At 44.5% G+C, this 25531-nt stretch carries 30 protein-coding genes; 17 read left to right on the plus strand and 13 right to left on the minus strand.

The features are described 5' to 3' along the window. Positions 1–107: 107 nt before the first annotated feature. Together J2Z34_RS03825 and J2Z34_RS03830 are read right to left on the minus strand one after the other, a co-directional pair. Complete coding sequence (locus tag J2Z34_RS03825) at positions 108–905, minus strand: VOC family protein (RefSeq protein ID WP_209458541.1); 798 nt, start codon at positions 903–905, stop codon at positions 108–110. 135 nt (positions 906–1040) lie between these two features. Then, positions 1041–1532 carry a DUF1836 domain-containing protein gene (locus tag J2Z34_RS03830; protein ID WP_209458542.1) on the minus strand — a complete coding sequence of 164 codons (492 nt, stop codon included), beginning with the start codon at positions 1530–1532 and terminating at the stop codon, positions 1041–1043. Between the two features lie 133 nt (positions 1533–1665). On the opposite strand from J2Z34_RS03830, the gene trhA reads away from it, so the two are divergent. From trhA to J2Z34_RS03855, 5 genes are all read left to right on the plus strand, one after another. Next, positions 1666–2310: a PAQR family membrane homeostasis protein TrhA gene (gene trhA / locus J2Z34_RS03835; protein WP_209458543.1), complete on the plus strand. Its 645-nt coding sequence runs from the start codon at positions 1666–1668 to the stop codon at positions 2308–2310. A gap of 245 nt (positions 2311–2555) precedes the next feature. Next, a complete protein-coding gene (locus tag J2Z34_RS17730) occupies positions 2556–3587 on the plus strand; it encodes a M23 family metallopeptidase (protein ID WP_280922298.1) in 1032 nt (343 codons plus the stop codon). Between the two features lie 254 nt (positions 3588–3841). Continuing rightward, positions 3842–4069 carry a hypothetical protein gene (locus tag J2Z34_RS03845; protein ID WP_209458544.1) on the plus strand — a complete coding sequence of 76 codons (228 nt, stop codon included), beginning with the start codon at positions 3842–3844 and terminating at the stop codon, positions 4067–4069. 340 nt (positions 4070–4409) lie between these two features. Next, positions 4410–4631 carry a YdbC family protein gene (locus J2Z34_RS03850; protein ID WP_209458545.1) on the plus strand — a complete coding sequence of 74 codons (222 nt, stop codon included), beginning with the start codon at positions 4410–4412 and terminating at the stop codon, positions 4629–4631. Positions 4632–4886: 255 nt separating this feature from the next. Beyond that, complete coding sequence (locus tag J2Z34_RS03855) at positions 4887–5147, plus strand: hypothetical protein (RefSeq protein WP_209458546.1); 261 nt, start codon at positions 4887–4889, stop codon at positions 5145–5147. A 35-nt stretch (positions 5148–5182) separates the two neighbouring features. Here J2Z34_RS03855 and J2Z34_RS03860 read toward each other — a convergent pair whose 3' ends face one another. Continuing rightward, positions 5183–5800 (minus strand): hypothetical protein, encoded by a 618-nt coding sequence (locus tag J2Z34_RS03860; protein ID WP_209458547.1) that lies wholly within the window; start codon positions 5798–5800, stop codon positions 5183–5185. A gap of 163 nt (positions 5801–5963) precedes the next feature. Then, a complete protein-coding gene (locus tag J2Z34_RS03865; RefSeq protein WP_209458548.1) occupies positions 5964–6953 on the minus strand; it encodes a leucine-rich repeat domain-containing protein in 990 nt (329 codons plus the stop codon). Between the two features lie 515 nt (positions 6954–7468). Here J2Z34_RS03865 and proS point away from each other — a divergent pair. From proS to J2Z34_RS03880, 3 genes are all read left to right on the plus strand, one after another. Beyond that, the gene (gene proS, locus J2Z34_RS03870; RefSeq protein ID WP_209458549.1) at positions 7469–8905 is read left to right on the plus strand and encodes a proline--tRNA ligase; all 1437 of its coding nucleotides are present in this window, start codon (positions 7469–7471) and stop codon (positions 8903–8905) included. Positions 8906–8999: 94 nt separating this feature from the next. Next, positions 9000–9326, plus strand: a complete 327-nt coding sequence (locus J2Z34_RS03875) for a hypothetical protein (RefSeq protein ID WP_209458550.1) — start codon at positions 9000–9002, stop codon at positions 9324–9326. A 213-nt stretch (positions 9327–9539) separates the two neighbouring features. Further along, the gene (locus tag J2Z34_RS03880) at positions 9540–10574 is read left to right on the plus strand and encodes a DUF5050 domain-containing protein (protein ID WP_209458551.1); all 1035 of its coding nucleotides are present in this window, start codon (positions 9540–9542) and stop codon (positions 10572–10574) included. Between the two features lie 134 nt (positions 10575–10708). On the opposite strand, the gene J2Z34_RS03885 is transcribed toward J2Z34_RS03880, so the two are convergent. The 3 genes from J2Z34_RS03885 to J2Z34_RS03895 are packed head-to-tail and all read right to left on the minus strand — an operon-like array spanning position 10709 to position 13015. Continuing rightward, entirely contained in the window at positions 10709–11125 is a 417-nt protein-coding gene (locus J2Z34_RS03885; RefSeq protein WP_209458552.1) for a pyridoxamine 5'-phosphate oxidase family protein, read from the minus strand. 33 nt (positions 11126–11158) lie between these two features. Further along, on the minus strand, positions 11159–12265 hold the full coding sequence (locus tag J2Z34_RS03890; protein WP_209458553.1) for an RtcB family protein: 1107 nt from the start codon (positions 12263–12265) through the stop codon (positions 11159–11161). 39 nt (positions 12266–12304) lie between these two features. Next, positions 12305–13015 (minus strand): class D sortase, encoded by a 711-nt coding sequence (locus J2Z34_RS03895; protein WP_209458554.1) that lies wholly within the window; start codon positions 13013–13015, stop codon positions 12305–12307. A 154-nt stretch (positions 13016–13169) separates the two neighbouring features. On the opposite strand from J2Z34_RS03895, the gene ispF reads away from it, so the two are divergent. From ispF to J2Z34_RS17735, 9 genes are all read left to right on the plus strand, one after another. Then, positions 13170–13646 (plus strand): 2-C-methyl-D-erythritol 2,4-cyclodiphosphate synthase, encoded by a 477-nt coding sequence (gene ispF, locus J2Z34_RS03900; RefSeq protein WP_209458555.1) that lies wholly within the window; start codon positions 13170–13172, stop codon positions 13644–13646. Between the two features lie 61 nt (positions 13647–13707). Next, positions 13708–14526, plus strand: coding sequence for a nitroreductase family protein (locus J2Z34_RS03905; protein ID WP_209458556.1), 819 nt, complete (start codon positions 13708–13710; stop codon positions 14524–14526). Beyond that, positions 14526–15047, plus strand: a complete 522-nt coding sequence (locus J2Z34_RS03910) for a hypothetical protein (RefSeq protein ID WP_209458557.1) — start codon at positions 14526–14528, stop codon at positions 15045–15047. The genes J2Z34_RS03905 and J2Z34_RS03910 overlap by 1 nt, the downstream gene beginning before the upstream one ends. Before the next feature lie 319 nt (positions 15048–15366). Then, the gene (locus J2Z34_RS03915) at positions 15367–16674 is read left to right on the plus strand and encodes an RnfABCDGE type electron transport complex subunit C (RefSeq protein WP_209458558.1); all 1308 of its coding nucleotides are present in this window, start codon (positions 15367–15369) and stop codon (positions 16672–16674) included. 12 nt (positions 16675–16686) lie between these two features. After that, a complete protein-coding gene (locus J2Z34_RS03920) occupies positions 16687–18183 on the plus strand; it encodes an RnfABCDGE type electron transport complex subunit D (protein WP_209458559.1) in 1497 nt (498 codons plus the stop codon). Positions 18184–18188: 5 nt separating this feature from the next. Beyond that, a complete protein-coding gene (locus J2Z34_RS03925) occupies positions 18189–19121 on the plus strand; it encodes an FMN-binding protein (protein ID WP_209458560.1) in 933 nt (310 codons plus the stop codon). 11 nt (positions 19122–19132) lie between these two features. Then, a complete protein-coding gene (locus J2Z34_RS03930; protein WP_209458561.1) occupies positions 19133–19777 on the plus strand; it encodes an Rnf-Nqr domain containing protein in 645 nt (214 codons plus the stop codon). Between the two features lie 2 nt (positions 19778–19779). Continuing rightward, positions 19780–20355, plus strand: a complete 576-nt coding sequence (locus tag J2Z34_RS03935; RefSeq protein ID WP_209458562.1) for an Rnf-Nqr domain containing protein — start codon at positions 19780–19782, stop codon at positions 20353–20355. A 168-nt stretch (positions 20356–20523) separates the two neighbouring features. Next, a complete protein-coding gene (locus J2Z34_RS17735) occupies positions 20524–20637 on the plus strand; it encodes an LDCC motif putative metal-binding protein (protein ID WP_342453091.1) in 114 nt (37 codons plus the stop codon). Between the two features lie 151 nt (positions 20638–20788). Here the strand turns inward: J2Z34_RS17735 and J2Z34_RS03940 are convergent, their stop codons facing one another. The 6 genes from J2Z34_RS03940 to J2Z34_RS03965 form a co-directional block, all read right to left on the minus strand. After that, positions 20789–21220, minus strand: coding sequence for an SRPBCC family protein (locus tag J2Z34_RS03940; RefSeq protein ID WP_209458563.1), 432 nt, complete (start codon positions 21218–21220; stop codon positions 20789–20791). A gap of 379 nt (positions 21221–21599) precedes the next feature. Further along, on the minus strand, positions 21600–21938 hold the full coding sequence (locus tag J2Z34_RS03945; RefSeq protein ID WP_209458564.1) for a hypothetical protein: 339 nt from the start codon (positions 21936–21938) through the stop codon (positions 21600–21602). Between the two features lie 86 nt (positions 21939–22024). Beyond that, a complete protein-coding gene (locus J2Z34_RS03950) occupies positions 22025–22477 on the minus strand; it encodes a GNAT family N-acetyltransferase (RefSeq protein WP_209458572.1) in 453 nt (150 codons plus the stop codon). A gap of 638 nt (positions 22478–23115) precedes the next feature. Further along, positions 23116–23421 (minus strand): helix-turn-helix transcriptional regulator, encoded by a 306-nt coding sequence (locus J2Z34_RS03955; RefSeq protein WP_209458565.1) that lies wholly within the window; start codon positions 23419–23421, stop codon positions 23116–23118. After that, positions 23414–23779 (minus strand): type II toxin-antitoxin system RelE/ParE family toxin, encoded by a 366-nt coding sequence (locus J2Z34_RS03960; RefSeq protein ID WP_209458566.1) that lies wholly within the window; start codon positions 23777–23779, stop codon positions 23414–23416. The genes J2Z34_RS03955 and J2Z34_RS03960 overlap by 8 nt, the downstream gene beginning before the upstream one ends. A 269-nt stretch (positions 23780–24048) precedes the next feature. Next, positions 24049–25431: an L-cystine transporter gene (locus J2Z34_RS03965; protein WP_209458567.1), complete on the minus strand. Its 1383-nt coding sequence runs from the start codon at positions 25429–25431 to the stop codon at positions 24049–24051. Positions 25432–25531 lie beyond the last annotated feature (100 nt).

Genomic DNA, 25531 nt, shown 5'->3' on the forward strand with positions numbered 1-25531 from the left:
AGATCAGGAACCGTATATGGACAGTAAAAGGGCGCCGCACGCTGCGACACCCTTTTACTGTCCTGTCAGTTATACGCTGATGGATGACTGATTTGCATTTTGATATTCTAGCTGGATATGCCTCTTTTTACAGTTATCAGTATGTTGTTAGGGTCCCTTAGCTCTTTGTGGCCTTCTGGTGAATCCTTGAAGAGGGTGTCGAAAGCATCATCTGAAAGGTTGATGACATAGCCTCTGAGGCCGGGTCGACCGTCCTCCTTCTCCTTTGGGGTTCCTCTAAGCCAGGTGTTCATGCCAATATGGTGATGGTAGCCGTCCCTCGAGGTGAAGATTGCTGTCTCAACATCCATCATCTTCTCAATTCCAAATGAATCCCTGTAGAACTTTTCTGATGCATCCAGGTCAAGTACGTGAAGGTGGATGTGTCCTATATCAGTACCATCAGGCATTCCCTGATATGGTCCGTAGGACCTTTCACCGAGAACTCCGTCTAGGTCCATTGCTTCAGTAGTCATGGTGATTTCTCCGTCATCGTACCATTCTGATTCTTCCCTGTCCCTGTATACTTCAATGCCATTGCCCTCGGGATCTGAAAGATATACTGCTTCAGAAACCTTGTGGTCTGACGCACCTGTTGCGGATATCCTTCTGTCGATGAGATTCTGGATGAAATCCCCCAGGTCCCTTCTTGAAGGCAGCCTTATTGCAAAATGATAAAGACCAACCTCATGACGTCTCGAAGCCTTTGTCTCATGAAGTACGATAAGGGTCCTTTTACCTGCCTTGAGCTCTATTGTATCCCCATTCCTTTCGGATGAGAGTCCCAGTGTCCTGTAATATGCAGCGAGATCCACGATATTTGATGCATTGATGTGCACCTCGCCAATTTCCATTGTCCTTGCCATTCTAACCAGTCCTTTGCTTATATTATCTAATGATAATGATACACATGTTTCGGACTTCAGTTGTTAATCGGCAATGAACAAAGGTTAAATCATTTGTATAAAATCATATTTTATACAAATGAAAAGGATTGTGAACTAATCCATCTCTCCGATTATCTCTGATGTCAGGTCGCTGAAGTACGAGGCCATTGCTGAAGCTATGAAGGCACGTATGCCCTTGTCTGCTGAAAGCTGGGACATCTCGTCCATAGCGCTGCTAACTATCCTGTCGAGCTCGTCCTGCATGGAGAGGAATGACCTGTACTGCTTGTACAGAGGAGTCGAATCTCCCTTTGCAAGCTCCTGTGATATAGGATGAAGAACTTTCTTAACCTCGGGAAGGCTCTGAGTACCCTTCAGTACCTGAAGCAGTGAAAGCAGCATCAGATGTTCCCTTGAGTATTTTTTCCTTATCGGGGGCGGAAGGATCCTGTCCTTCGTATAGTTGTTTATCATGGTCTTGGTAAGAGGCCTTCTTGGATATTTCTTCTCCATAAAGGTTATGACCTGATCCATATAAAGGTCTATGTCCGTATATTCTTCGATCCTTGGCAGTGGATGCAGCCTTTCGGCTCCTTTTAGCTCCATGTGGCACCTCGCTTTTTACGTAATATAATGTTAATGGAAAAATAATGGACCTGCAATGTTGCAGGATGTACTTTCTTGTGTATAATAAGAATATGATAACACATAGTTTTGAAAACTACATCAGGAGGATTAAATGAAAAATATATTAAGAGAACCAGTCAACTCACTTACCCACCTGGGAGGTGCAGTCCTTTCGGTATTCGGCCTCATCATTCTCGTAGTCCAGAGGGTTCTGTCAGGAACAGGAGCCAAAGATATAACAGGAGCTGCGATCTTCGGAGTGAGCCTTATACTTTTGTACCTTGCGAGCGGAATTTACCATGGCTACATGGGAAGCGAGAAGCAGATCCTGAAACTCAAGAAGCTCGACCACAGCATGATATACGTCCTAATTGCAGGCACCTACACACCGGTGCTTCTTACAATACTATCCGGATGGCAGAGAGTGGCGATGCTTGCTGTGATCTGGGGAATCGCGGCGCTTGGGATAATCCTCAAGATATTCGTGAATGGAATTCCAAGGGCTGTATACACCTCAGGCTACATACTGATGGGCTGGATAGTCGTATTTTTTATAAAGCCGATATATCTCGCAGTACCGTTCACAGGATTCCTGCTTCTGGCTCTGGGTGGGCTTCTTTATACCATCGGTGGCTTCATATACATCATTAAGAAGCCCAATTTTGCGCTTTCCTTTGGCTTCCATGAGCTTTTCCACCTCTTCATACTTGGAGGGAGCATACTTCACTATTTCTTCATATTCGGATATATGGCGTAGACAAAAAGATATTTTCAAAAGGTTTACATATAAATTAACGGAACACATTCAGGTTTGTATTGATGAATCATCGATGCAAACCTGTTTTTGTTGCGAAAAAGATAAGTATTCACACTAATGTGTGATGAACTCATAAACATGACAAAAAGTTTACAAATCTTTACAAGTTCTTCACACCGCTAATTTATTATGTGGAAGTCGGATTCGTTCGGGGGTCGGCACGTTTGACAGTATGGAGGGGTAAAATGAGAAGTATCAAGGCAGCGGTGGCAGCCGTAGCATTGGCAGTGTTCATAATAGGAACCGGAGCTGTGACAGTTTATGCAGATGGAAATCCAAGGGCAGAGCTTACAGCTATAAACAAGGAACTTAAGGCTAAGGCAGCGGAAGAGACAGCGGCGAAGGCTGAATCTGAAACAAAAACAGCTGAAATGGCAAACTTTGGTGAAGAGATCAACTCCTATACCATACATAGCGAATATCTTCAGGAGACGCTGGATATCATAAATGCTAAGCTTGGCATAATGGAAACTGAAAGGCCCAGCGCATTCAGGAAACTCTTGTTGACACTTACAAACGGATATACAGTACTTGACCAGTACACCGAATATGTTGCATTATCATCTGACCTTCAGTCATTCAAGAAGATAAATCTTCTTGACATGAGCGACGAAGATGCCGAGAAGGTAGTTGAAGGACTGCAAGCTAGAAAAGCATCCTTGGAGAATGAGCTTATCCAGATAGCGGAGCAGAAGATTTTACTTCAGAGCGGAATTGACACCAGAATGGAAGAGCTTACGGCTCTTGATTCAAGGCTCAATGAGCTTGGCGTAGAGATACAGCAGCTTTCAGGTGAGAAGTCAAAGAAGGAAGCTGAAGTCAAGAAGGCTGAATCCTTTATAAAGCCGGCATCAGGAAGAGTTTCAAGTCCATTCGGATACAGGATCCATCCTGTTACCGGAGCAAGAAGCATGCATACCGGAATTGACATTGCAAACGGCTCAGGAACTTCAATACTCGCTTCAAGAGGCGGGATTGTGGAAAGAGTCGGATACGAAGGAAGCTACGGAAAGATAGTAATAATAAACCATGGCGGCGGGCTGACAAGCCTCTACGCACACCTCAGCTCCTACAGCGTAAAGGTAGGACAGAGGGTTGAGCAGGGCCAGAGGATCGGATCAATGGGAAGCACCGGAAGGGCTACAGGACCTCATCTTCACTTTGAGATAAGGGTCAACGGAACAGCCGTGAATCCATATAAATATATAGGTAATTAATGATAAGGGATCCGCTGAGGATCCCTTTTTAATGCCATGAAAACAAGGTCCGGCTATGGCAGCTGAATATCCGTATGCATTTTCAAGCACTTTCAGATTAAGTGAAGCATTAAATCCTATTTTTTCTCAATCTTTAACTTTTCTCATCTTCATCAAGGAGCATGTCAATGAGTTGACTCCATTACGATGGACTTAGTATAATCTATATGCGCCTAAGATTTAGGTGGTGCAAATAGGATATAGAGGAGATAAATATGAATCCAGGACAGAAAATGTTCTATGACTTTTTCATCGAACGGGCACTTGAAGACAAGAAAGACGAGGCAAGGGGATTGCTGGAGGAGAGCTTCGTAAGGCAGGCTGCCGGAACCTTCAATATGGCGTATCTACAGGAAATCATGCCGAAATTCTTCAGTGTGGTAAAGCCCGAAGCAATCGATGAGGTAAAGGAAGCAATGAACCACTTTGCTTCAAGGCTGTAAAATTCAAGAGCACCTCCGGGTGCTTTTCTTTTTTTGACTTGAGCAGAAAATCAGCTTCAAGAACTGTATAATATTGTTAACAGGGCTGCATGAAACTGTTTGCCAGTAAGAAAGATGCAGACTCGAATAGAATAAGGAAGCGTTGCTTGCGGTATCTGGAACTCGCCACCCAGGCAATCAGAGGCAGGTATCGTCTTAAGATGACCTGATGTGCGAAGTGGAGACTGGTTTAACAGGACATTCCAAAATATTGGTTCTAAAGAAGGCTGCACTTGTATTAGCGTAAGGCAAGCTGAACATAATGTAACGGGAAGTAATTAATTCTAGGGAGGAAACGAAAATGGCAGAGATAAAGTATGAGGTCAGGGAAAAGCACGGAGTGCTGTCGCGAAACAAGTCAGGATGGACAAAAGAGGTGCGGAGCATATCATGGAACGACAAGGATGCCAAATTCGACATAAGGGAATGGTCTCCTGACGATGAGAAGATGGGAAAGGGAATAACGCTGTCTACCGATGAAATGCGTGAGCTGAAGAAGATACTTAACGGATTGGACCTGTAGGATACAATGAGTCTTGGGAAACCAAGACTTTTTTTCTGTATACTTGAAATCACCGGAAGACTGGCTATCAGTATCAGGTAGTTATCCACCATATCCACAATATGTTGTGGATAAATCTGAATTAAGACACAATATATAGGGAATGTTTCAATATAAACCTAATTGACATTATAGAACATATGTTCTATAATTGAGTTAAAGCAGTATAGTCGGATTTTAGGAAGCCGGCATTATCCTCAATTACCGTGATTCGAGGTGATTTCATTGAAAACCCCATGCGAAGTGGTTTCCCTGTTCAGGGATGGTAGGGTGTACCCGTTCAGATTCAGGTATTACTCAATTGAGAGCGTGGATTACAGGATCGTTGATGTTGAAAAGGTGAACTTCGTAAGGGAAAATGACAGGAACGGTCTCGTGGAGAGGACATATAACGTGACTGGAAGGGTGAAGAGGCAGAGAAATAAGTATGACCTCTATCAGGACCCAAGGACCAAATCGTGGTATATCCTGAAATGAAAAAGCACAAGCGGTCAGCTTGTGCTTTTGTGCCTTCAGGCCATGTGGTTTACGTAAAGGTTGTAGAAGAAGAACAGGAGAGTCACAACCATAAGTATGGTATACAGCCTGTCATCCTTTGGCTTCAGGTACTTAAGGTTAGCCATCTCTGAATCAACATAGGCTGTAAGCCTCTTCATGAGCTCATTGTCGCCGATCTTTCTTCCGAAGATCTCAACCCATCTGCCGTTGGACCTGATATCAAGTGTGCCCTCAGTGCTGTGAAGCTCATAGGATTTGACGTTAGGCATTGGATCCTTCTGCCTGTAGGTGATCTTTTCCTTCGCAAGGAATTTCTTGACCTTCATCTGGATATCCTGATAGTCAGCGTTCCTCAGGATTATCTTCTTCTGGGTCATCATGTAGATGTAGAAGGCCACGATGGCTGCAATCAGCCCGATATACATGAGAGTGTTAGACTCGAAGTTCTGGAAGCCAAGCACCATGAATATCATTGCGGTTACAAGAGGAAGGGTATAGTATGCCAGATGCATGTTATTGCTTAGCCTGACTATCTTAGCCTTCTTCGAGAAGTAAAGCTCAGAACCGAAAAGTATGAAAAGTGAAAGAGTGAATAGTAGTGCATACAAGTCTTTAACTAATACCGGGTCCATAAATCTGCTCCAATCGTTATTTATTCACATTGAATTATATCAGTAATATGGTCCAAGATTCCATAGGTTTCGAAATTTGGTTAAAATACCCCGGTAATACTGAAACAAAACAGCAATACCAGGGCATTGAATTTGAGAATTCACCTAAAACGATTATCAGTCATCAGCCTTCGAATTCCAGATTTTCTATATGGTCCAGGAGCTCTATGTTTTCAATCGGGTTACCGTTAAGCCTCAGCTCATCAAAGCTTTCAAAGTCCTTCAGCGGAGATACATCCTTGACCTTGTTGTCAATCAGCTCAAGTTCCTTAAGATTCTTTAGTCCAGCCAGAGGAGAAATATCCTCAACCTGGTTATTGTAAAGCTCCAGGGTCTTCAGGTTGACCAGTCCTGAAAGTGGTGTCAGATCCTTTATCTGGCTGCTGTAAAAACTTATTGTCTTCAGATTGATGAGATCGGCAAGCGGGCTCAAGTCATTCAAAGGATTATTGCTGCCTGACAGGTATAGCAGCTCCTTGCAATTTGCTAGAGGGGAAAGGTCTGAGACTTCGCCAAAAGCCATATTCATTGATTTTAAGGATTTTGCATTTTTCACAAAACTGATGTCTTTTAGCTTGCTTTGGGTCACAATAATGTTAACCAGTCGGCCTAGGACATCTTCAGGTATTGTTGAGAAGTCAAGCTCAGGCTGTAGAGTTACATTAATGGCATTAAGATTTTTGAAATGCTTCAGGTCGTCCAGCGTCTTCATGGTGCCAAATCCCTTGTATCTTACACCTTCAAGCTCAACCTCGGTTCCGAAGAACAGAATTATGGATTTAGCCTTGATGTCACCTCCGGCCAGCTGCATGAAGTGGTCTCCGCCAATCCCAATCCAGGTGAACTTTTCGAGGTCTGAGGGTAAGATCTCATCCTTTTTCAGCTCAGCCTTCAGCAGCTTCTCAAACACGGGGTCCGAAAATGAAATAGCCTTGTTTTCAGTTTCCCCAGCTGCTGTATCAGAGGGCTTTGTACCGCCATCTGTAACGGCGTTTGATGGGTTTGTAGAAACGCCTGGTTTTTCAGCAGCTTCACCTGCGCATCCCACAGAAAACATAATCATAATAAGAATTACTGAAATGACTTTCAGGGTCTTGACCTTGAATTTTGGCATGAAGATTCCTCCCATTTGGATAAGGTTATTTGAATTATTTGTCTTTAAGTAACATTTTATTGCAGCTCAAGAAGAATCGCAATTAAATTGGCCATAATGATGGGGTAATCAGTAAATATATTAACTGTGGCATTTCTGGAATTTAGCCGGATTTCATAAGCATATGCCATTTTCAGTTAATCCAATACATGATCACAGCACACTTATAGGATGACATTATCACAGACCATTAAGAGCACCGGAATTTCCTTATTGACTCCGGAGCGCTTTTAACATAGAATCTAAATGATAATGATGCTTAATGATGGAGCAGTAAGGAAAGCCTGGCGTACAAGCGAGAGGGGATGGTGGAAGCCCTTGCGATTAAGGTACCCTGAAACCCGCCTTCATGGCACTGCTTTTGCAGCGGACTGGACCGTTATAGCCAAGAGAGGATGCAGTGCGTCAATTAGGGTGGTACCGCCGGTTTTCCGGTCCCTTGATTGGTGCTTTTTTTATTTTCAGGGAGGAAAGAAATGGAAAAGAACAAGAAATTCGTCGAAGCAATAACCCCAATGGATGTTGATTTTGCACAGTGGTACACGGACATCGTGAAGAAGGCTGAGCTCATCGAGTATTCCACCGTAAGGGGAATGGTAATACTCAGGCCATATGGCTATGCAATCTGGGAGAACATCCAGAGATACCTTGACGACAGGTTCAAGGAAACAGGACATGAGAATGTGTACATGCCAATGCTCATACCAGAAAGCCTGCTCCAGAAGGAAAAGGACCATGTTGTTGGATTTGCGCCTGAAGTTGCATGGGTAACCCACGGCGGAGAAGAGAAGCTTACGGAGAGGCTCTGCATAAGGCCTACTTCAGAGACTCTCTTCTGCGAGCACTTCTCAAACATAGTGCAGTCATACAACGACCTGCCGAAGCTCTACAACCAGTGGTGCTCCGTAATAAGGTGGGAAAAGACAACAAGGCCTTTCCTCAGGACTACTGAATTCCTCTGGCAGGAAGGCCACACCATACACGCTACAGCAGAAGAAGCTCAGGAAGAGACCTTAAGGATGCTCAACACCTATGCTGACGCGCTTAAGAATTTCCTCGCAATACCGGTTGTAAAGGGAAGGAAGACAGACAAGGAGAAGTTTGCCGGAGCTGAAGCCACTTATACTATAGAGGCCATGATGCATGACGGAAAGGCTCTCCAGTCTGGTACAAGCCACTACTTCGGAGACGGCTTCGCCAAAGCATTCGATATCAAGTTCGCTGACAAAGACAGCCAGCTTAAGTATGTCCATGAGACAAGCTGGGGACTTTCGACAAGGGTAATCGGAGCAATAATAATGGTTCATGGAGATGACTCAGGACTGATACTCCCACCAAGGGTTGCACCAGTGCAGCTTGTCATCGTGCCTGTCGCTCAGCATAAGGAAGGCGTCCTCGAAAAGGCTGAAGAGCTGAGGAAGTCAATTTCAGCGTATGCAAGAGTCAAGCTTGACGCTTCCGATAAGAAGCCAGGCTGGAAGTTCAGCGAATACGAGATGAAGGGTGTTCCTGTAAGGCTTGAAGTCGGACCAAAGGACATTGAGCAGAATCAGGTAGTGCTTGTAAGAAGGGATACCAGAGAGAAGACCATAGTACCTATGGATGAGCTTGAGCAGAAGATCAAGGAGCTCTTTGACGACATTCACAACTCTCTTTATGAGAAAGCCCTTGAAAGACTTGAGAACATGACATCAGAAGCTCAGGATTTCGATACCCTCAAGCTTTCAGCTGAAACAAAGCCTGGATTCATCAAGGCAATGTGGTGCGGAAAGCTGTCATGCGAAGAGAAGATCAAGGAAGAAGCAGGACTCTCCTCAAGATGCATGCCATTCGAGCAGGAAGAGATTGCGAAGACCTGCGTATGCTGCGGCGAAAAGGCTGAGCATATGGTAGTCTGGGGCAAAGCCTACTAAAATATTAAATAACTGATAACATTCATCTTAAAACGCCTCTCCTTAAACAAGGAAGAGGCGTTTGTCATATAATGTAGGTGAGGGAGGTGATCGTATGCTAAGGCTTGATGAGATCCTGACCGGTGACTACACCTTAAGGGGTACAAAGGACAGGGAAGGGGATCTTGACTACTTTCTTGACAACTTCGGGAAGCCGCTCATTGTAAAGTACATGATAGAAATGGAGTTCTTCGAGGTAGCGACAATACTTGTGAGGATAGGCAAGGGCCCTCTTATTTCAGTGCATTTCCTGAGGGACAGGGACCTTCTGTCAGCCATGTCATTCATAGAGGTGGATACCAGGAAGGCAGACCTCCATTACAGGGTTGAAGAGGACAAAAGCTACCTGCTCATAAGGGACAAGGTATGGGGAGAGTTATAGGACAAGGAACGGGATAATGGATAAGGTGGTACAGGTAAACAGTTTTGGCATAAGGCTGTTTTTTTGCCATGGCAATGATTATTGCACTGTTATTTGAAGAGGGGTTTTTTGCGCCCAGGATCAACTGACTACAGATACTATGAAGCAGCCAGGAAATTCGGGTCTTAAGTGGTGACAATTCCAAAGCGAATTTTTTCGGAGGGTTGAATGCTCATGAAAAAAGCAAAAGTGATCTGTTTACTGATTTCAGCTATTCTGCTTTCAGTCATTATTTCAGGCTGCAGCACACCCGTCACAAATCCAACCACAACTGCTGGTCCCAGCACAAACCCAACCACTACTACTGTTCCCAGTACAAAACCAACCACAACCCCAACAGCTGACGACCCCGTCGCCAAGATAGCCGGAAACACCAGTGGAAACATAGCTAATTGGGGGTTCGTTGCACAGCAGGGAGACTGGATTTATTACTGCAATTCTGATGAACAGCTGTATAAGATCAAGACAGATGGGACAAGTAAAACATTGATACCACTATCAGATGATAAGCCAAGATACCTTAATGTTATTGATGATTGGATTTACTATCTGAATGTGGGTGAGAAAAATAATAATATGCAACAAATATATAAGATAAAGACTGATGGAACAAATAGGACAAAAATATCCGATGATATGGCAATGTCTGTAAATGTAGTTGGAGACTGGATATATTATTCAAATAGTTCTGATTCAGGCAAGCTTTATAAGATTCAAACTGATGGTATGAACAAAACCTTGATTTCAAATGATTCAGCAAAAAGATTAAGTGTTGATGGAGACTGGATATATTTTGTAAACAAAACCGAGGGAGAAAAAATATACAAGGTGAAAACTGATGGCACAGGCAGAGCACTTGTTTCAGATCAACCTGTTTATGATATTAATATCGCCGGAGACTGGGTTTACTATAATTATCGCGAGAATTACAACCTGTATAGGATTAAAACTGATGGCACGGGCAGGACACTCATATCAGATGACAACGCATATCATTTCAATGTAGTCGGGGACTGGTTATATTATTTTGGAAACGATAAGCTGCATAGAATAAAAACTGATGGTACGAATAGTGCTTTATTGTCAGATGATATTCTATTAAATGCAATAAGTATAGCCGGAGACTGGATCTATTACCAGGATTCCTTTGATGATAAAAATTTTTACAGGATGAAAACTGATGGTACTGAAAAAACCAAAATTGATTAGGATAATGAGTTTTTCAAACCATCAGCTCTGTTTCAAACCACACTTCGATCAGAAAGCTTACTGCGTATTTGGGAAATAATAAGGAAAAAAAGAGCTGCTGCATCTCTGGAATTCCAGATTTGCAGCAGCTTCATTTATACCTCCATGAATCCGCCCTCAGTTATACCATCCATGAGGAGGAAGCCTGTGATCCTGACTATAATTATGCATGAGTTAGACGATTTCCCGAATACAGATAAATCGGGACTGACATTAAGCAGCTTTTCAAGGTAACTGCGCGCTAATTCTTTGTCCAACACGATTTCTGCTTTCCCGTAAACAGTCAGGGCTCTTGGAGTACTCTCTGAAAGCCTTGTGTCAATCAGCATGCTGACATTTGGATTTTCCTTGATGTTTCTGCACTTGACGCTGTCAACTGATGCCATCATGTATATTTCTGTGACCTTCTCGTCAGTCGCATACTTCATGAGTGAGCTGTTGGGTACGTCCTTCAGGCTTGTGGACAGGACGCACAGCTTGTTTTCCTTTACCATTTCCCTTGCCTTGTTCATACTGCATCTCCTTATCTGGTCCTATTTGCTTTATCATGGCGACTTGAAGTTATAGATAGGCTTCAGTGTCTTATCAACAGTCACGGTATCGCCTATAGTGTCGAGTATCTCGTCCATTGGCTTGTAGGCATCTGGTGCTTCGTCAAGGGTCGACCTTGATACAGATGTCGTAAATATGCCCTTCATCGAATCCGTGTACCTTTCCATGGAAAGGGTATCCTTTGCCCTGTGTCTGCTCATGAGCCTACCAGCGCCATGGGGGGCTGACAGGTTCCAGTCTTCGTTGCCCTTGCCGGTGCAAAGCAGGGAGCCATCCCTCATGTTCATGGGTATCAGCAACAGTTCGCCATTCTTTGCTGATACTGAGCCTTTCCTCAGCACCATGGCCTCCATGTCTATGTAGTTGTGGATGGTTGAAAATTCATCCTTCATGCCCCATCCCATCTTGGACAGGATGACCCGGGCCATTGCATGCCGGTTCAGGTCAGCATATTTCTGTACAATTGAAATGTCGTGCAGGTAATCCTTGAAGTCAGCGCCTTCCAGGTAGGCCAGATATCTCGGAATTCCGCTTCCTGAAAGTGACTTGCCTGCCAAACTCTGATAATGTTCAGCAAGCTGCTTTCCAAGATGCCTGGAACCTGAATGGATGACAAGGTATGTCTCTCCGCTGTCGTCCATGTCCAGCTCAATGAAGTGGTTTCCCCCGCCTAGGGTTCCGACTGATAGGTTAGCCCGATTAAGGTCCATCCTTCCAGCGCATTGAAGGTCTTCGACTTCCGCCTTCCTCGCTTCAGGAAGGGCTGATTTCCTTATGGAAAAGCCTGATGGGACTTCATCCCTGATGATGTGGTCAAGCTTCTCCAGGTCCCTGACGGACAGCCTATGCTTAAGGTCAAGCCTTGTTACCAGCATACCGCAGCCGATGTCGACTCCGACCAGGTTAGGCACGGCCTTGCCTGAAACCGTCATTGTGGTTCCGATGACGCAGCCAGCACCTGAGTGGGCATCAGGCATGATCCTGATTTTTGCCCCTTTAGTAAAAGGCTGGTCAAGAAGCTCCCTGATCTGATCTATGGCTTCACTTTCCAGACTTTTTGCGAATATCCTCGCATTTCCGTATCTTCCGGATATATCCATTGTTTCCTCCAAAAAAGGAACGAGGCCCTTTCGGCCCCGTTATTTCAGTTTCCCGAACACTATCACGCGTTTGGTGCTGTCTACGGTGCACGTGACGAGAGTTATGGTTGAATTGTCAGTATGGTTCAGTACCTCCATTGCAGTAGGTAACACAATCTTGGTTCCTGTCACCACGTATGTGTATTCCTTGGACTTGGTCTTGATCTTGATCTCGTCTCCAACCTTCAGCTTGTGGATGTCCCTGAAATAGTGCGCATATGTGTAGTTCCTGTGTGATGCCAGTGCGAAGTTTCCGCTTCCCGGGAGTCCTGTACCTTCAAAATGGCCAACCGCATACTTAAGCGACTTGTCGCCTATACCCTCGACTATTGGACCGTACACTCCAATCCTTGGAATGGAAATGAGTCCGATTACCTTCAGGTTCTTTATTGCATTGTTCACTACATCCTCACGTTCCTTTTGAAGCTCCTCAGCTGTCTTCACCGGAGCCGAAGGGGATGTTGGAGTCTGAGAAGGGTCATCCTGGGATGGGTCCCCTGGCAGAACCTCCTCTGTTGGGTCTCCGGGAAGCACCGGATTTTCCGAAACAGGACCGTCAGATGGTGTCAGGTCGTCAAGGTCGATCAGGCTTTCCTCGAATCTTGCAATAAGGATTTCATTTGCCTTGTCCGCCTGATACCTCATATACATTGTGTAGGATACTGTGCCGAGTCCGATGAGGATGAGCAAAGCGCCTATTATTCTCTTCATATTCAATCATTCCTTCGGGGAGCATGATTTTTCCGTCTCCCACCTTTTATACAATTATATCAGATACAAGACTGTCAATTTGCGACAAAACAGTAAAGAATCGTGAACGATGATATAATATTGGTGATTAAGATGATTTTTGGAGGAATTTACCATGAGGATTGGAATGGGATATGACGTGCACAGACTTGTTGAAGGCAGGGACCTCATAATCGGGGGAGTCAGGATACCTCACGAGACAGGTCTTCTGGGGCATTCAGATGCTGATGTGCTTGTTCATGCAATAATGGATGCTCTTATAGGAGCCCTGGGAAAAGGTGACATAGGAAAACATTTCCCTGACACCGACGAGAGGTTCAAGGGGGCTGACAGCATGGGACTGCTCTCATACGTGAAAAGGATGCTTGAAGAGGACGGATACGGCGTGATCAACATAGACTGCGTCATCATAGCCCAAAAGCCCAAGATGGCTCCATTCATTCCTCAGATGAAGTCCAGGGTTGCTGAGGTCCTGGGCATGGATGAGGCCGATATCAACATCAAGGCAACTACAGAAGAAGGTCTTGGATTCACAGGCGAGCTTCTCGGGATATCTTCCCAGGCTGTTGCACTGATAGATAGGGTCAGGTAGGAATTTTCCCGATTGTTTTGGTATAATGAATTAGAGTGTCAACAGTCTGCGAGGTGGGTCCATGGATTTGTATGAGAACATAATGAAAAGAAAGTCGACAAGAAGGTTCCTTATGGAGCCTCTTAGCGCTGACGCCATGGACAGGGTTAGGAAAGAGGCGGATAGTGCTCCAAAGCTCTTTGAAAGCCTGCCTGTCGAACTTCTGGTGGTAGAGGACGGAGAAAAGCTCTATGGCAGGATGAGCGGTATACTCGGCACATACGGAAAGGTCAAGTCGCCGCACTATATCATAGTCGCGGCCGGTAAAAGACCAGGCTACCGTCAGGCTGCAGGCTATTCCCTGGAGCACCTTGTGCTTGCCATAAACAACCTGGGCATAGCGACATGCATAACTGCAGGCGGATTATCGGCCGAGGACCTTGAAGGCCTTGCCGAACTTAAGGAGGATATGCTGCTTGTGGCAGCCATAGCCTTCGGGCCTCCTGAGGTTCCTGAGGAGCTTTATGCCGCACCGAGGTACCATAAGAGGAAGCCTCTTTCAGACCTGGTACTTATGGGTCTTGTAAAAAGGAAGTACAAGGATATATTTGATGCCGCAAGGCTTTCTCCATCCTACATGAATACGCAGCCGTGGAGATTCGTCATCGAGGATGAGAGGATACATCTCTTCAGGGCAAGGATGGGATTCATAAAGAACGCCCTTCTGAAGTCAAACAACAAGATTGACATTGGTATTGCGCTGGCTAATATGGTCATAGCCATCAGGCACAAGGGACTGAAGTTCAGCCTGAAGAGCGAGCCCATAGAGTACCATGAAGCTGAATATGTAGTTACCATCGAGCTGAAGGGACATTCGGCAAGAAAGGAGACCAGAAGCTGATGAAGAGGTTGAATAAATGCCAGTTGATTTTTTCGTTCGCAGCCGGAGCAGCAATTGCTGCAATGGCGACAGGCTGCGTCATACGATACAGGAAGAGTGATTCATCAAGGATGCCGCCTGAAAGGACAAGGGACGCAGTGAGGATCGGGATACCTCTTGCGAAGGTCTTCATGCAGCATCAAGAGGCCATATGCGGGGACATCCATGTCACTGTTACAGGAACTGAGCTGGTTAAGGAACAGTTTGAGACAGATTCCATGTTCAGGATATGGCTCAGGCTCGAAAACAAGGGAGTTAAGCCATATACCTACAGAAAGCAGCATTTCCAGAGGCAGGATTCTGATTTCGACATGTTTGAAGAAACTGGAAGCACCGGAGGTGCTGACGACACAGTGCTTGTAAGGACAGGAGAGGCCCTGGACGAGGTACTGTCGTTTAGGATAAGGGAAGGAACAGAAAGCTTCATGCTCATATACATGAATGAGCATTCAAAGCCTGTAGGGATCGATTTCTTACTTTAGTCATACCAATAATTATCCGGCGGAGGGTTGCCTCCGCTTTTTTTTGCGTCAAATGGCTTTTTATGTAACGATTAATGAATGTCATGATAAACTAAACATTAACGATAAATAACCTTTACATTTACCCTGAAAACCTTCTTAGCAACCAAACACGACTATTTTACGTTAAAGTTGAGTCAAAATCCTCTTTTTTATATCCACTAAATTTGGTTTCATGATATAATTATTCGGAAAGTGAATAAGAATGATACAAATTCCTCTTAATGGAGTTCATTTTTAATCGAAATTTTAACAAATTATGAAAGGTTGGGTGAACAGGATGTCAATATTTATTGGGCCAATGATGAAGCATCTGAATGGCCACAAGGAATTGACGAACCACAGCGAAGTCGTAGATATCAAGGCTGGAGCATTGGTATACATACCCCTAATGAACTGCACCGAGATAATCGCAAAGCCCGGTGAGCAGGTCAAGGTCGGAACTATGATTGCTAAAAGAAACGACCACTTCATTGTTCCTATATTCTCTTCTGTTTCCGGAACAGTCAGGGGAGTGGAGCACATGGTCCATGCCGGTGGCGGTACAGCGGACCACCTGGTAATAGAGAACGATGGAAAGTTCGAGGGAGTAAAATCATTCGAGCCTGCTAACTACGAGGAAATGACAAGGGATGAGCTTGTCACCTTCATGATGAATGCCGGTATAGTCGGCTGCGGCGGAGCTGGATTCCCTGCCTACATCAAATATAAGTTTGCAAAGGGCGTGGACACGAAGTACATGAAGGATGCGCTTACCATCCTCATCAATGCTGTCGAGTGCGAGCCTTACATTACTGCGGATTACAGGAACACTGAAGACAACCTTGACCTCCTTATGCTTGGAGTAAAGGCGTTCATTAAGGCTGCTTCGGCCAAGGATGCCATCATTGCAATCAAGGAGACGAAGAAGGAGCTCATAGAAAAGCTTCAGCTTAGGGTCAAGGATGAGCCTAACATAAAGATAAGGCCTGTTCCTGACATGTACCCGATGGGCTGGGAGAGGACTCTCGTATTCGAGGTCTTCAAGGAAAGGTATGACAAGCTTCCGGGCGAGCTTGGAGTAGTTGTCAACAACGCCACTACTGCAATTGCATTTGCTGAAGCCCTTACAAAGGGTATAGGAATAGTCGAGAAGACAGTTACATTCAGCGGTGATGCCATAAAGAGTCCCGTGAACGTAAAGGTTCCTGTCGGAGTCAAGGTCAGTGAAATCATGGACCAGATTGGCGGATATTCCAAGGCGGATGTCATAGTAATCGCCGGCGGACCTATGATGGGTAAGGCCATTAAGTCTGACGAGTTCGTAATAACAGCTTCATCCAATGCTATAACAATACTTGAAGCAAAGCCGATAGACACCATTCCATGCCTCCGATGCGGAAAGTGCAACGACTCATGTCCTGCAGGCATCCTTCCTGTAAGGATCAACAATGCCGAGAAGACAGGCAATGTTGCACTAATACAGAAGCTGAGGGCTGACCAGTGCATCGAATGCGGAATGTGCACCTATGTGTGCCCATCCAAGATCGAGGTTACTGAGAACGTCAGAAAGGCTAAGAAGCTGCTTTTGGCAGCAACTAAGAAATAGGAGGTGAGAGGCATGAAATTCACAGTTAGAACATCCCCCAACTACAGAGACGACATAAGCACGAAACGGATAATGGCGGAGCTCACTACGGGCTTACTCGCGGTATTCGCCTTCTCACTTGTATACTATGCGATGAATGAGGGCTCGTCCTATGCGATACACGCAGTAATACTCATGGTTACTTCAATAGTAACTGCACTTGTCACTGAAGCTGCTTATGCTGCAATCAAGAAAAAGAACGTAACTGAGCACATCAAGGCAAGCTTCCCGCTTGTTACAGCGATAATACTTACCCTGATGGTCCAGATCAACACATCAGCTGTTGCGCTGGCACTTGGAACGTTTTTTGCAATATTCATAGGAAAGCTCATATTCGGCGGTTTCGGACAGAACATATTCAACCCGGCTGCTACCGGAAGAGCACTCATACTGACTTCATTCGCAGGAGCAAAGGCAGCTGACATCGTGTCAAGCGCAACTCCTCTGAGTTCAATGAGCCAGCTTGGATGGATCATAACAGATCCGACAAAGGTTGAGTCATTCCTTCAGCAGTTCGGAGGGCTTTCAGGTCTTTTCCTCGGACTCCATCAGGGAGCGATAGGCGAGACAAGCAAGCTTCTTATCATAATAGTTGGAATCATACTTGCATACAGGAAGGTCCTTGACTGGAGAGTACCGGTATTCTATATCGGAACCGTACTTGTCATAACAACTGTAATAGGCGTCATGACCGGTGCAGGACTCTGGTACCCGGCATTCCACATCGCAGCTGGCGGACTTGTGTTCGGAGCCGTATTCATGGCTACTGACCCTGTCACTAATCCTACCTCAGCTGCAGGCAGGATCATATTTGCAATGGGCTGCGGAATACTCACCGTCCTCATAAGGACAAAGGCGAGCCTTCCAGGCGGAGTCCTTTACTCCATCCTTATCATGAACATGCTTACTCCTCTCATAGAGAAGTATACAGACGGCTGGCAGATAAAGACTATCGGCAGAAACAAGAAGCTTGTAGCAGTCATGGCAGCTTTGGCACTCCTTGTTGGAGTCTGGGCAGGCAGCACGCTTACTCCTGCGGCAGCAGAGGGTGAAGCGCCTGCTGAAGAGATTACAGCTACTCTCGGCGACAGCCTTAAGCTGTTCAACGATACAACCTCCAATGCGCCTGAAGTCCTTGAGAAGAAGGCTGAAGGCGATGTTGTGACATACAAGATGTCTGCAAAGGGCTATGCGGTAACTGAGGGAGGCTACGCTGACGCGAAGCCTAACATAGTTGAAGTTAAGCTCAACAAGGCAACCAAGAAGATCGAGAGCGTAACAGTTCTTGAGGTTAACGATACAAACGGGATCGGCACTCAGGTCAAGGCGAAGAGCTTCCTCGACCAGTTCGCAGGGCTCTCATATGAGGACAAGTCAGCGACAGTCGATGCTGTAGCAACTGCCACAGTGTCTTCCACATCAGTAGTCAAGGCAGTCAGAATGGCTGTTGAAGACCTGGGCAAGGAGTGATTGAAATGAAGAAAAGTTTAGGATTCAGTGCAGCATTCCTGGCTGTAGTGGTTCTCATATCCGGAGGGATAACAAAGGCCGCTGACAGCTATCTGGCACCTGTAATAGAGAAGAACTCAGGATCACAGGACACCACGGCGCTCAAGGAAATGTTCCCTGACGCTGCAGAAATAGCAGAAATCACCATAGAGGATTCAACCGGCCTCATTACAACAGCCTACGAGGCAAAGGATGCAGGCTATGCATACAAGGTAACTACTCAGGGCTTTGCAGCTCCAATATCCTTCATAGTCGGAATCGGCAATGACGGTACCATAAAGGGCTTCAAGGTTCTAGAGCTTGCAGATACACCTGGTTATGGAATGAAGGTTGGAGAGCCTGACTTCATAGGCAGCGTGGTAGGTAAGACTTCTTCAGATTCCATAGCTACCATAGCAGGAGCGACAATAAGCTCCAGTGCGGTAGTAAAGGGAATAGATGCAGCCAAGGCGCACTTCAACAGCGTAAAGGGAATAGAAGGCGGCTCGTCGACACCGGAGCCGGCTAAGCCAGCCGGAACGTCAATCAAGATTTTCAGGACTCTTGGTGAAAAGACCAAGGGAACTGTAGTTGACAAGAAGGAAGACGGAGACGTCCTTACATTCACAGTTACTGCAAATGGCTATGCTATCCTTGAGGAAGGCTTCACAGAGGTCGCTCCTAACAAGTTCATAGTCACCATAGACAAGGAAAAACAGACCATAGTAAGCGTGGAAGTCGTTGAAGTCAACGACACCAAGGGCGTGGGCACAAGGGTTTCAGAAGAAGCTTTCTTAAGCCAGTTCAAGGACCTTTCCATAGCTGATGAGACAATAGCCGTGGATGCGGTAAGCGGTGCCACGGTATCAAGCGAATCAGTCGTCAATGCTGTCAAAGCAGCCATCGACGCAAGTAAGTAGGAGGGATAGGCATGAATAGCGTAAAGAATCTGAACTCAGGTCTCTTCAGGAACAATGCTGTCCTGACTCTTTTCCTTGGTCTGACGACTGCACTTGCAGTTACAACAAGCCTGACCACAGCTCTGGGAATGGGAATCGTTGTGCTCCTGGCAACAGTTGCAAGCGCCTTTGCCATAGGGCTTCTCAGAGAATTCACTCCTGATGAGGTGGCTCTTCCTGTAAACCTCGTTGTCATAGCTGCCATAGTCAAGCTCTGCGAGCTTATGACAAGGGCATATATGGCTCCTGTAGCCAAGGAAGCGGGAGTATTCCTTCCACTCCTCGTCACCAATACAGTCATACTTGTCGGAGCCGGAGTGTTCGTAAAGGACGCTGACTTCGGACTCAGCATTAAGGAAGGCGCAAAGCTGGCCTTCGGATACCTTGTGGCTCTCGTTATACTGGGAATGTTCAGGGAAATCCTTGCATCAGGCGGTCTTATGTTCCTCAATCCTATGTCTGGAGAAGAGGTCTTCTCATTCAGCTTCATTCCTGAAGCCTACAGGATAGGATTGTTCAAGCAGCCAGCCGGAGCATTCATATCCCTCTCTCTGATCTCAGCTCTTTTCGCTCTCAAGAAGGGTGAAAAAACAGAAGCACCTGAAGGAGGAAAATAGTAATGAAGGATTTTATTGCTCTCCTTATAGGAGCCATGATCATAAACAACGTTGTTCTAACTAAGTTCGTGTCGATGAGCCAGATAAAGGCTGCAGGCGGCAACTTCACAACTGCTTCAAGGCTAGGCCTTGCTGCAATGAAGGTAATGGCAGTTTCAGCAATACTTAACTTCTTCGTATTCAAGTATGTTCTTGAACCGCTGAAGCTTCAGTCACTGGACCTTATCGTGTATACTCTTGTAGTACTTCTGTCGATTCTTCTTGTTTCAAACATCATCAAGAAGATGAAACCTGAAATATACGAGTCTGTAAAGGCATCCCTTCCTCTGCTTTCAGTCAACTCAGCGATATTCTATATCGCAATTGACAATGCTGCACAGGGACTCGACCTTCCGGCTGCGCTGGCAGTATCAATCGGAGCACCGATAGGACTGTTCTTCGCATTTGCAGTCTTCTCTTCCATAATAGAGAGACTTGACTACTCGGAGAACACCGGAGCCTTCAAGGGCGCACCAGCACTTCTTGCAGCAGCAGGACTTGCAGCTATGGCCATTGGCGGACTTGCAGGAATATTCTAAAACAAAAAGATTTGATCAAGGAGCGCAACATGCGCTCCTTTTTTGAACTCCGAAATGAGAGGAATATCTCCAATGAATATGGACATCCAGGCGATTTATTGTTAGAATTTCCAGGTCTCCATATTTTCTCCATAATGTGGTAATATTATTTGGTCAGAGGTGGTTGAAGTGAAGAAGTGGTTCAAGGAGTTCATAGAAAGGCTTGGCAAGTCCAATGAGAAGACTTTCGGTTCAGGAAGCCTCAAATGCTGCGACCTTAACAAGGAAGAGAAGAAGAAGTAGCATGTAAGCCTGTACCTTATAAAATTGTGATTCTACGTAAATAAGGCAATAGAAAAGGGATTCGCTTGAATCCCTTTTTCGTATTATGGTTAGCTCTGACTAAATTCAATTTCGATATCAGAATTTATTTTTTCCCGTATCACAGCTGGGTTTATGTTTCAGATAAAGCCTTTATACGATCCAAGGCCATCGGAAACCGGATATTAAATATTTCTTCCAGATCAATTGGAACATCCATTTTAACAGTCAATGTCGTAACTCCATCTGTTTCTGAAAGAAAATATGACTCTGTTCCACCAGTCCACTCATCTTCCCTTACTTCTGTCCCACTTTCCTTTGTATCACTCATATGACTGAACAACACAGTCTCAAAGGGAATAAGCTTAACTATCTTACTTGTCACTCCATAACCATTTACAGAAGAAATATATTGAACATTTCCTCCTTCTGTCATTTCCCCGACCATATATGTGCCTTCGTCAATAAAATTTGCCCAGTCGCGAAATGTATCATCTTCCCATAGTGTGTTCCATACTATTTCTTTAGACGCATTTATCTCAATTGAATATTGAAGTTCCTTCATGGCTTTCTCCTTTTGCAGTTTATTGCTCTTGCCAATTGCCATATTATCTTATGGTGTCCAAAGGTCAGTAAATAAATCCGCACCATAAGTTACCGGACAATCTATTACTGTTTTGCTTTCTTCCAGATTGAGATGCTTGAGGAGCAGACTGTTGTTGTCAATCTGGTATCTGTTGCGTCGCAATGTGGGAATATTACGAATTCTTCTTAATAAATATTCTTAATGCCTTAATTAGCAGATAAGCAACATATATGCCTCCCCCAATAAGTGCTAAATTTAATAGTGTATTTAAAAATTCCATTAGTAGTCTCCTTCCTTGTGATACGCCTTTTCATACTGTTGTGTCAGAATATGGGAAGATTGTGTAATGTCTCTCAAATTATTTGCCTATTAAATTTACTATTTCCTCATAAGTTATTTCCTTGTAACGGTTAGGTGAATATAAAGAATCAGTCGTTTGTGGGATTTTTAGTAATAATTTCTCAATATCAAATATGTCAGGCAATTTATTACGGTCATCATTTATGAGGCATATGTACTCTCCACTTACTGGGTCAAACATATGATGACTAGTTACGACTGTACCATCAATTATGTCAAAGAATTCTTCTTGGTTATCAATCATTTTTTCACAAATAAATTCAAATAATGCTTCTTTATCAATCTTTATTACTCTACATGTATTGTTTTTTAAGTGTTTGACCTTGTTACTTCCCATAGTATACTCAGTCCTCCGATTCGACTAGAAATATGAGTCGCCATTTCCTACTAATGCGTCATAATGTGTAAAAAATATTGACAGATTTATAGGTAAGTGCAATAGATTCGAGAACTTTCACCCCATGGATGGTAGCCTATACCGATATACTTGAATCCATACCGCTCATAGTAACCGACATGGTCCGTGCAAAGATACAGATGAGAAAATCCACCTTCCTGTGCATCTTTCTTTGCCTTATTCAATAAAATGGAACCATAGCCATTTCCCCTGAATTCTTTCTCAATGTATAAAGCGCAGACCCAGGGATACAGATCCATGCGGCTGATGAAATCATTGGTTATGAGTCCTGCACAACCGATTATTTTATTATTTTTCATCAACAGGTACCATTGCGGCAGAGGACTGGAGGAAGTAATGCAATTGGCTATGCAGTCATCATAAACATTCATACTTTCAGGTGAAGCCCATTTGCTCTGGAAATACTTAATCGAAGATTCCTTGTATTCCGGAGAATTTTTTACTGAGATAACTTCCATATTCTTCACAACCTCTGCTAAATGATCATGGTTTCTTCGCTTTTATGTTGAACAATAAAAGGCAGGAATCGTGTGAACTAATTCTTTCTAGCTCGGTTCATACCTATGACTACACATACTAGTCCCAATATTGAAAACGCGCTGCTTCTACTTTCCCAATCAAAGATGTAACTAAGCGCATTAAAAAGAAGAAATATCAATCCAAGTACCGCCATGGTGTAACCTTGAAGCTGATTGTTCATCTAAACCATCTCCATTACTCCAATATTCTGAAGTATTGTATTGATGCAGAATATTTTGCAAACATATATTTTCTTCATTATGATACAAGAATGAATTTGTTACAATACCAGTTTATCTGGCCCTGATTAAAGCTATAGGACTGTCAGACAATGCATACCTTATTTAGATATGAAAGAAGAGGATATTCGATTTCAAATGTCTGGTCGATGATTTTGAAGCGAAATTTACGAACTCTTACAACCATCATATCAGGAACTACGTGTAAGTATTCGTACTTGTAGTATGTTATGGATATTCTGGATTTCCTGATTAAAAAAAGACACCTCGGCAGAAGTGTCATCTTGAATATCTGCAATATTGATCGAATTAAAAGTAGCCATCCCAGTTTGAAATGATCAGCGAATCTCGATGTGTATTTCCTTTCCTAAGCTTTTTGCGATTTTTGCCAGGAAATCAAGTGAAGGATTATATGAGCCGCTTTCAAGTCTGGAAATATTGGATTTCCTGGTACCAGCTCTCTTTGCAAGCTCCTCTTGGGTTATCTTCATATTTTTTCTTGCCTCGATAATCTGAGAGATAAGCTCATATCTCGGCTTAAGACGATCATATTCTTTCTGGAATTCAGCATCCTTCATAAGTTTAGCTTTGATTTCTTCAAGCTTTACCCCAGCTGTTCTTTTTTTTACATCAAGTTTATTCATGTAGACACCTTCTTTCGTAATCCTCTTTGAATTTTCTGGCCTTGTCAATTTCTCTCGAAGGAGTGGCATTAGTCTTCTTTACGAAGCCATGGAGCAAGACAAATGTTGTACCTGTATATGAAAAGTATAATACTCTGGAGATGTCAGTTGAAAACTTGACTCTAAGCTCAAATATACCTCGATTATCAGTTTCTTTAATAGGTTTAGTGTAAGGCTCTCTAAGGTTTGGTCCATGTTCCTTGAGCAGTTCAATTTCCCGAAAAGTTTTTGCCCTCAGTTTAGGAGGTAAGGATTCCTGAAAATCCAGTAACGGGATTTCACGGTTTTCTTTTTGGTAGAATTCTACATCGTATGCCAAAATTTCACCTCAATGAATCCTTCCCTAATCATATGTTATCATATACGATAACATAGTTCAAGAATACTAGGCACATTTACTTATCAGAGTCCAACAAGTATCCAGTGCCAGGTCAAAACTTCTTATCTAGGCCTGAATCTTTGCTGTCTATGCATCTAAGATTATTATGCTCAGTTTTCAAGACATATTTCAGATTGAACCTGGTATTTGAATTTCGTGAACAAAAAAGCTGCCCGTCACCTAAAGAGGTGAAGGACAGCTCCTTTAAACTATGCTGTTAATTCTTCCTTGTCACTGCTGTTGTAAACATCAAGGTCCAGCTCTCCAAGTCGCCTTGCAGTTACTACGCCAGCAACCATGGAGTCTGATACGTTGAGTGCTGTCCTAGCCATGTCGATGAGCGGCTCAATTGCAATCAGGAGTCCTACCAGGCCAACAGGCAGTCCCATTGATGAGAGGACTGTGAGGGCTGCGAATGTTGCTCCACCACCGACTCCGGCTATGCCGAAGGAGCTGATGGCAGTGATCACTATGAGCTTCACTATGAAGGCAGCATCAATCGGAATTCCGGTGCCAACCGCTATCATTACTGCGAGCATGGCCGGGTAGATCCCTGCGCAACCGTTCTGGCCGATGCTGGTACCCAGTGAGGCTGAAAGGTTGGCTATTCCCTGAGATACACCAAGCTTTCCGACTTGTGTCTCAACATTCAGTGGAAGCGTGCCTGAGCTTGACCTTGACGAGAAGGCGAAGGACAGTGGTCCTGATGACTTCCTGAGGAACGTGAGGGGATTTAAACCGCTTGTGGCGATTATTGCAAGGTGTACCAGGAACATGATGGCAATGGCTGCATATGAGGCTGCGACGAACTGGAGAAGCCTTGCTATCTCAGTAAAGTTGGAGGTTGCGACGAACCTGGTGATGAGGGCGAATATGCCATAAGGCGCAAGCCTAAGTACCATGGTAACCATCTTCATCACTATGTCATTCAGCATCGAGAGAAACGCCGTGAAGCTCTCAGAGACCTCTGGCTTCTTCCGCCTCAGGGATACGGTGGCGAGTCCGAGGAATGCCGAGAAGAATACCACCGAAAGGGTAGCAGAGCTTCCCTGTCCTGTCATGGCGTAGAAGATGTTCCTCGGTATGATCTCAGTTATCTGGTCGGCTATGGGCCTTGCCTGGAAATCTGAGAGAGCCTTGACCAGGGCTTCGCTCCTTGCTGCTTCAGCCTGTCCTGAAATCAAAGTTCTTGAGTCAAGGCCGAAGATGAGGGCAGCTGCTATACCAATGGCTGCTGAAATCGCAGTGGTTATTAGCAGCACTGCAATTACTGAGCCTGCACTCTTTTTGAGGCTGTTTGTGTCCTGCTTCACTATTGCGGTTGTTATCGCTACAAAGACAAGGGGTATAACTATCATTCCAAGAAGCCTAACATATCCGTTTCCTGCTATGCCGAGAATGGTCATTGTCTCCTTTACAATCTCAGAGCTGCTCCCGAAGATGTACTGGAGTGCAGCACCTGAAACCAGACCGGCACCAAGTGCTGTCATGGTCCTTGCTGTGAAAGAAAAGTGCCTTTTCTGCATTGTGAAAAGCCCGTAAAGTATTGCTGAAAGGACCAGGATATTTACGATAATATATATTGTGTTCATTTCTTCCTCCCTTAATTTAAACCAATTATCTCTTATTATCTCGGTATATCTTAGATTTCCATATTAACCTTATGAGAGCATACTCCAAGGATTAGGGCAT

Source organism: Youngiibacter multivorans, assembly GCF_017873395.1.
Classification (GTDB): domain Bacteria; phylum Bacillota; class Clostridia; order Clostridiales; family Clostridiaceae; genus Youngiibacter; species Youngiibacter multivorans.

Coding starts and splice junctions, on each gene's coding strand:
- J2Z34_RS03880 (WP_209458551.1), top strand. CDS start 9,540: ATGAAAAAAGCAAAAGTGATCTGTTTACTGATTTCAGCTATTCTGCTT.
- J2Z34_RS03915 (WP_209458558.1), top strand. CDS start 15,367: ATGTCAATATTTATTGGGCCAATGATGAAGCATCTGAATGGCCACAAG.
- J2Z34_RS03825 (WP_209458541.1), bottom strand. CDS start 905: ATGGCAAGGACAATGGAAATTGGCGAGGTGCACATCAATGCATCAAAT.
- J2Z34_RS03860 (WP_209458547.1), bottom strand. CDS start 5,800: ATGGACCCGGTATTAGTTAAAGACTTGTATGCACTACTATTCACTCTT.
- J2Z34_RS03920 (WP_209458559.1), top strand. CDS start 16,687: ATGAAATTCACAGTTAGAACATCCCCCAACTACAGAGACGACATAAGC.
- J2Z34_RS17730 (WP_280922298.1), top strand. CDS start 2,556: ATGAGAAGTATCAAGGCAGCGGTGGCAGCCGTAGCATTGGCAGTGTTC.
- J2Z34_RS03875 (WP_209458550.1), top strand. CDS start 9,000: ATGCTAAGGCTTGATGAGATCCTGACCGGTGACTACACCTTAAGGGGT.
- proS (WP_209458549.1), top strand. CDS start 7,469: ATGGAAAAGAACAAGAAATTCGTCGAAGCAATAACCCCAATGGATGTT.
- J2Z34_RS03890 (WP_209458553.1), bottom strand. CDS start 12,265: ATGGATATATCCGGAAGATACGGAAATGCGAGGATATTCGCAAAAAGT.
- J2Z34_RS03850 (WP_209458545.1), top strand. CDS start 4,410: ATGGCAGAGATAAAGTATGAGGTCAGGGAAAAGCACGGAGTGCTGTCG.
- trhA (WP_209458543.1), top strand. CDS start 1,666: ATGAAAAATATATTAAGAGAACCAGTCAACTCACTTACCCACCTGGGA.
- J2Z34_RS03865 (WP_209458548.1), bottom strand. CDS start 6,953: ATGCCAAAATTCAAGGTCAAGACCCTGAAAGTCATTTCAGTAATTCTT.
- J2Z34_RS03965 (WP_209458567.1), bottom strand. CDS start 25,431: ATGAACACAATATATATTATCGTAAATATCCTGGTCCTTTCAGCAATA.
- J2Z34_RS03910 (WP_209458557.1), top strand. CDS start 14,526: ATGAAGAGGTTGAATAAATGCCAGTTGATTTTTTCGTTCGCAGCCGGA.
- J2Z34_RS03830 (WP_209458542.1), bottom strand. CDS start 1,532: ATGGAGCTAAAAGGAGCCGAAAGGCTGCATCCACTGCCAAGGATCGAA.
- J2Z34_RS03845 (WP_209458544.1), top strand. CDS start 3,842: ATGAATCCAGGACAGAAAATGTTCTATGACTTTTTCATCGAACGGGCA.
- J2Z34_RS03895 (WP_209458554.1), bottom strand. CDS start 13,015: ATGAAGAGAATAATAGGCGCTTTGCTCATCCTCATCGGACTCGGCACA.
- J2Z34_RS03945 (WP_209458564.1), bottom strand. CDS start 21,938: ATGGGAAGTAACAAGGTCAAACACTTAAAAAACAATACATGTAGAGTA.
- J2Z34_RS03955 (WP_209458565.1), bottom strand. CDS start 23,421: ATGAATAAACTTGATGTAAAAAAAAGAACAGCTGGGGTAAAGCTTGAA.
- J2Z34_RS03950 (WP_209458572.1), bottom strand. CDS start 22,477: ATGGAAGTTATCTCAGTAAAAAATTCTCCGGAATACAAGGAATCTTCG.
- J2Z34_RS03940 (WP_209458563.1), bottom strand. CDS start 21,220: ATGAAGGAACTTCAATATTCAATTGAGATAAATGCGTCTAAAGAAATA.
- J2Z34_RS03925 (WP_209458560.1), top strand. CDS start 18,189: ATGAAGAAAAGTTTAGGATTCAGTGCAGCATTCCTGGCTGTAGTGGTT.
- J2Z34_RS03905 (WP_209458556.1), top strand. CDS start 13,708: ATGGATTTGTATGAGAACATAATGAAAAGAAAGTCGACAAGAAGGTTC.
- ispF (WP_209458555.1), top strand. CDS start 13,170: ATGAGGATTGGAATGGGATATGACGTGCACAGACTTGTTGAAGGCAGG.
- J2Z34_RS03935 (WP_209458562.1), top strand. CDS start 19,780: ATGAAGGATTTTATTGCTCTCCTTATAGGAGCCATGATCATAAACAAC.
- J2Z34_RS03930 (WP_209458561.1), top strand. CDS start 19,133: ATGAATAGCGTAAAGAATCTGAACTCAGGTCTCTTCAGGAACAATGCT.
- J2Z34_RS03885 (WP_209458552.1), bottom strand. CDS start 11,125: ATGAACAAGGCAAGGGAAATGGTAAAGGAAAACAAGCTGTGCGTCCTG.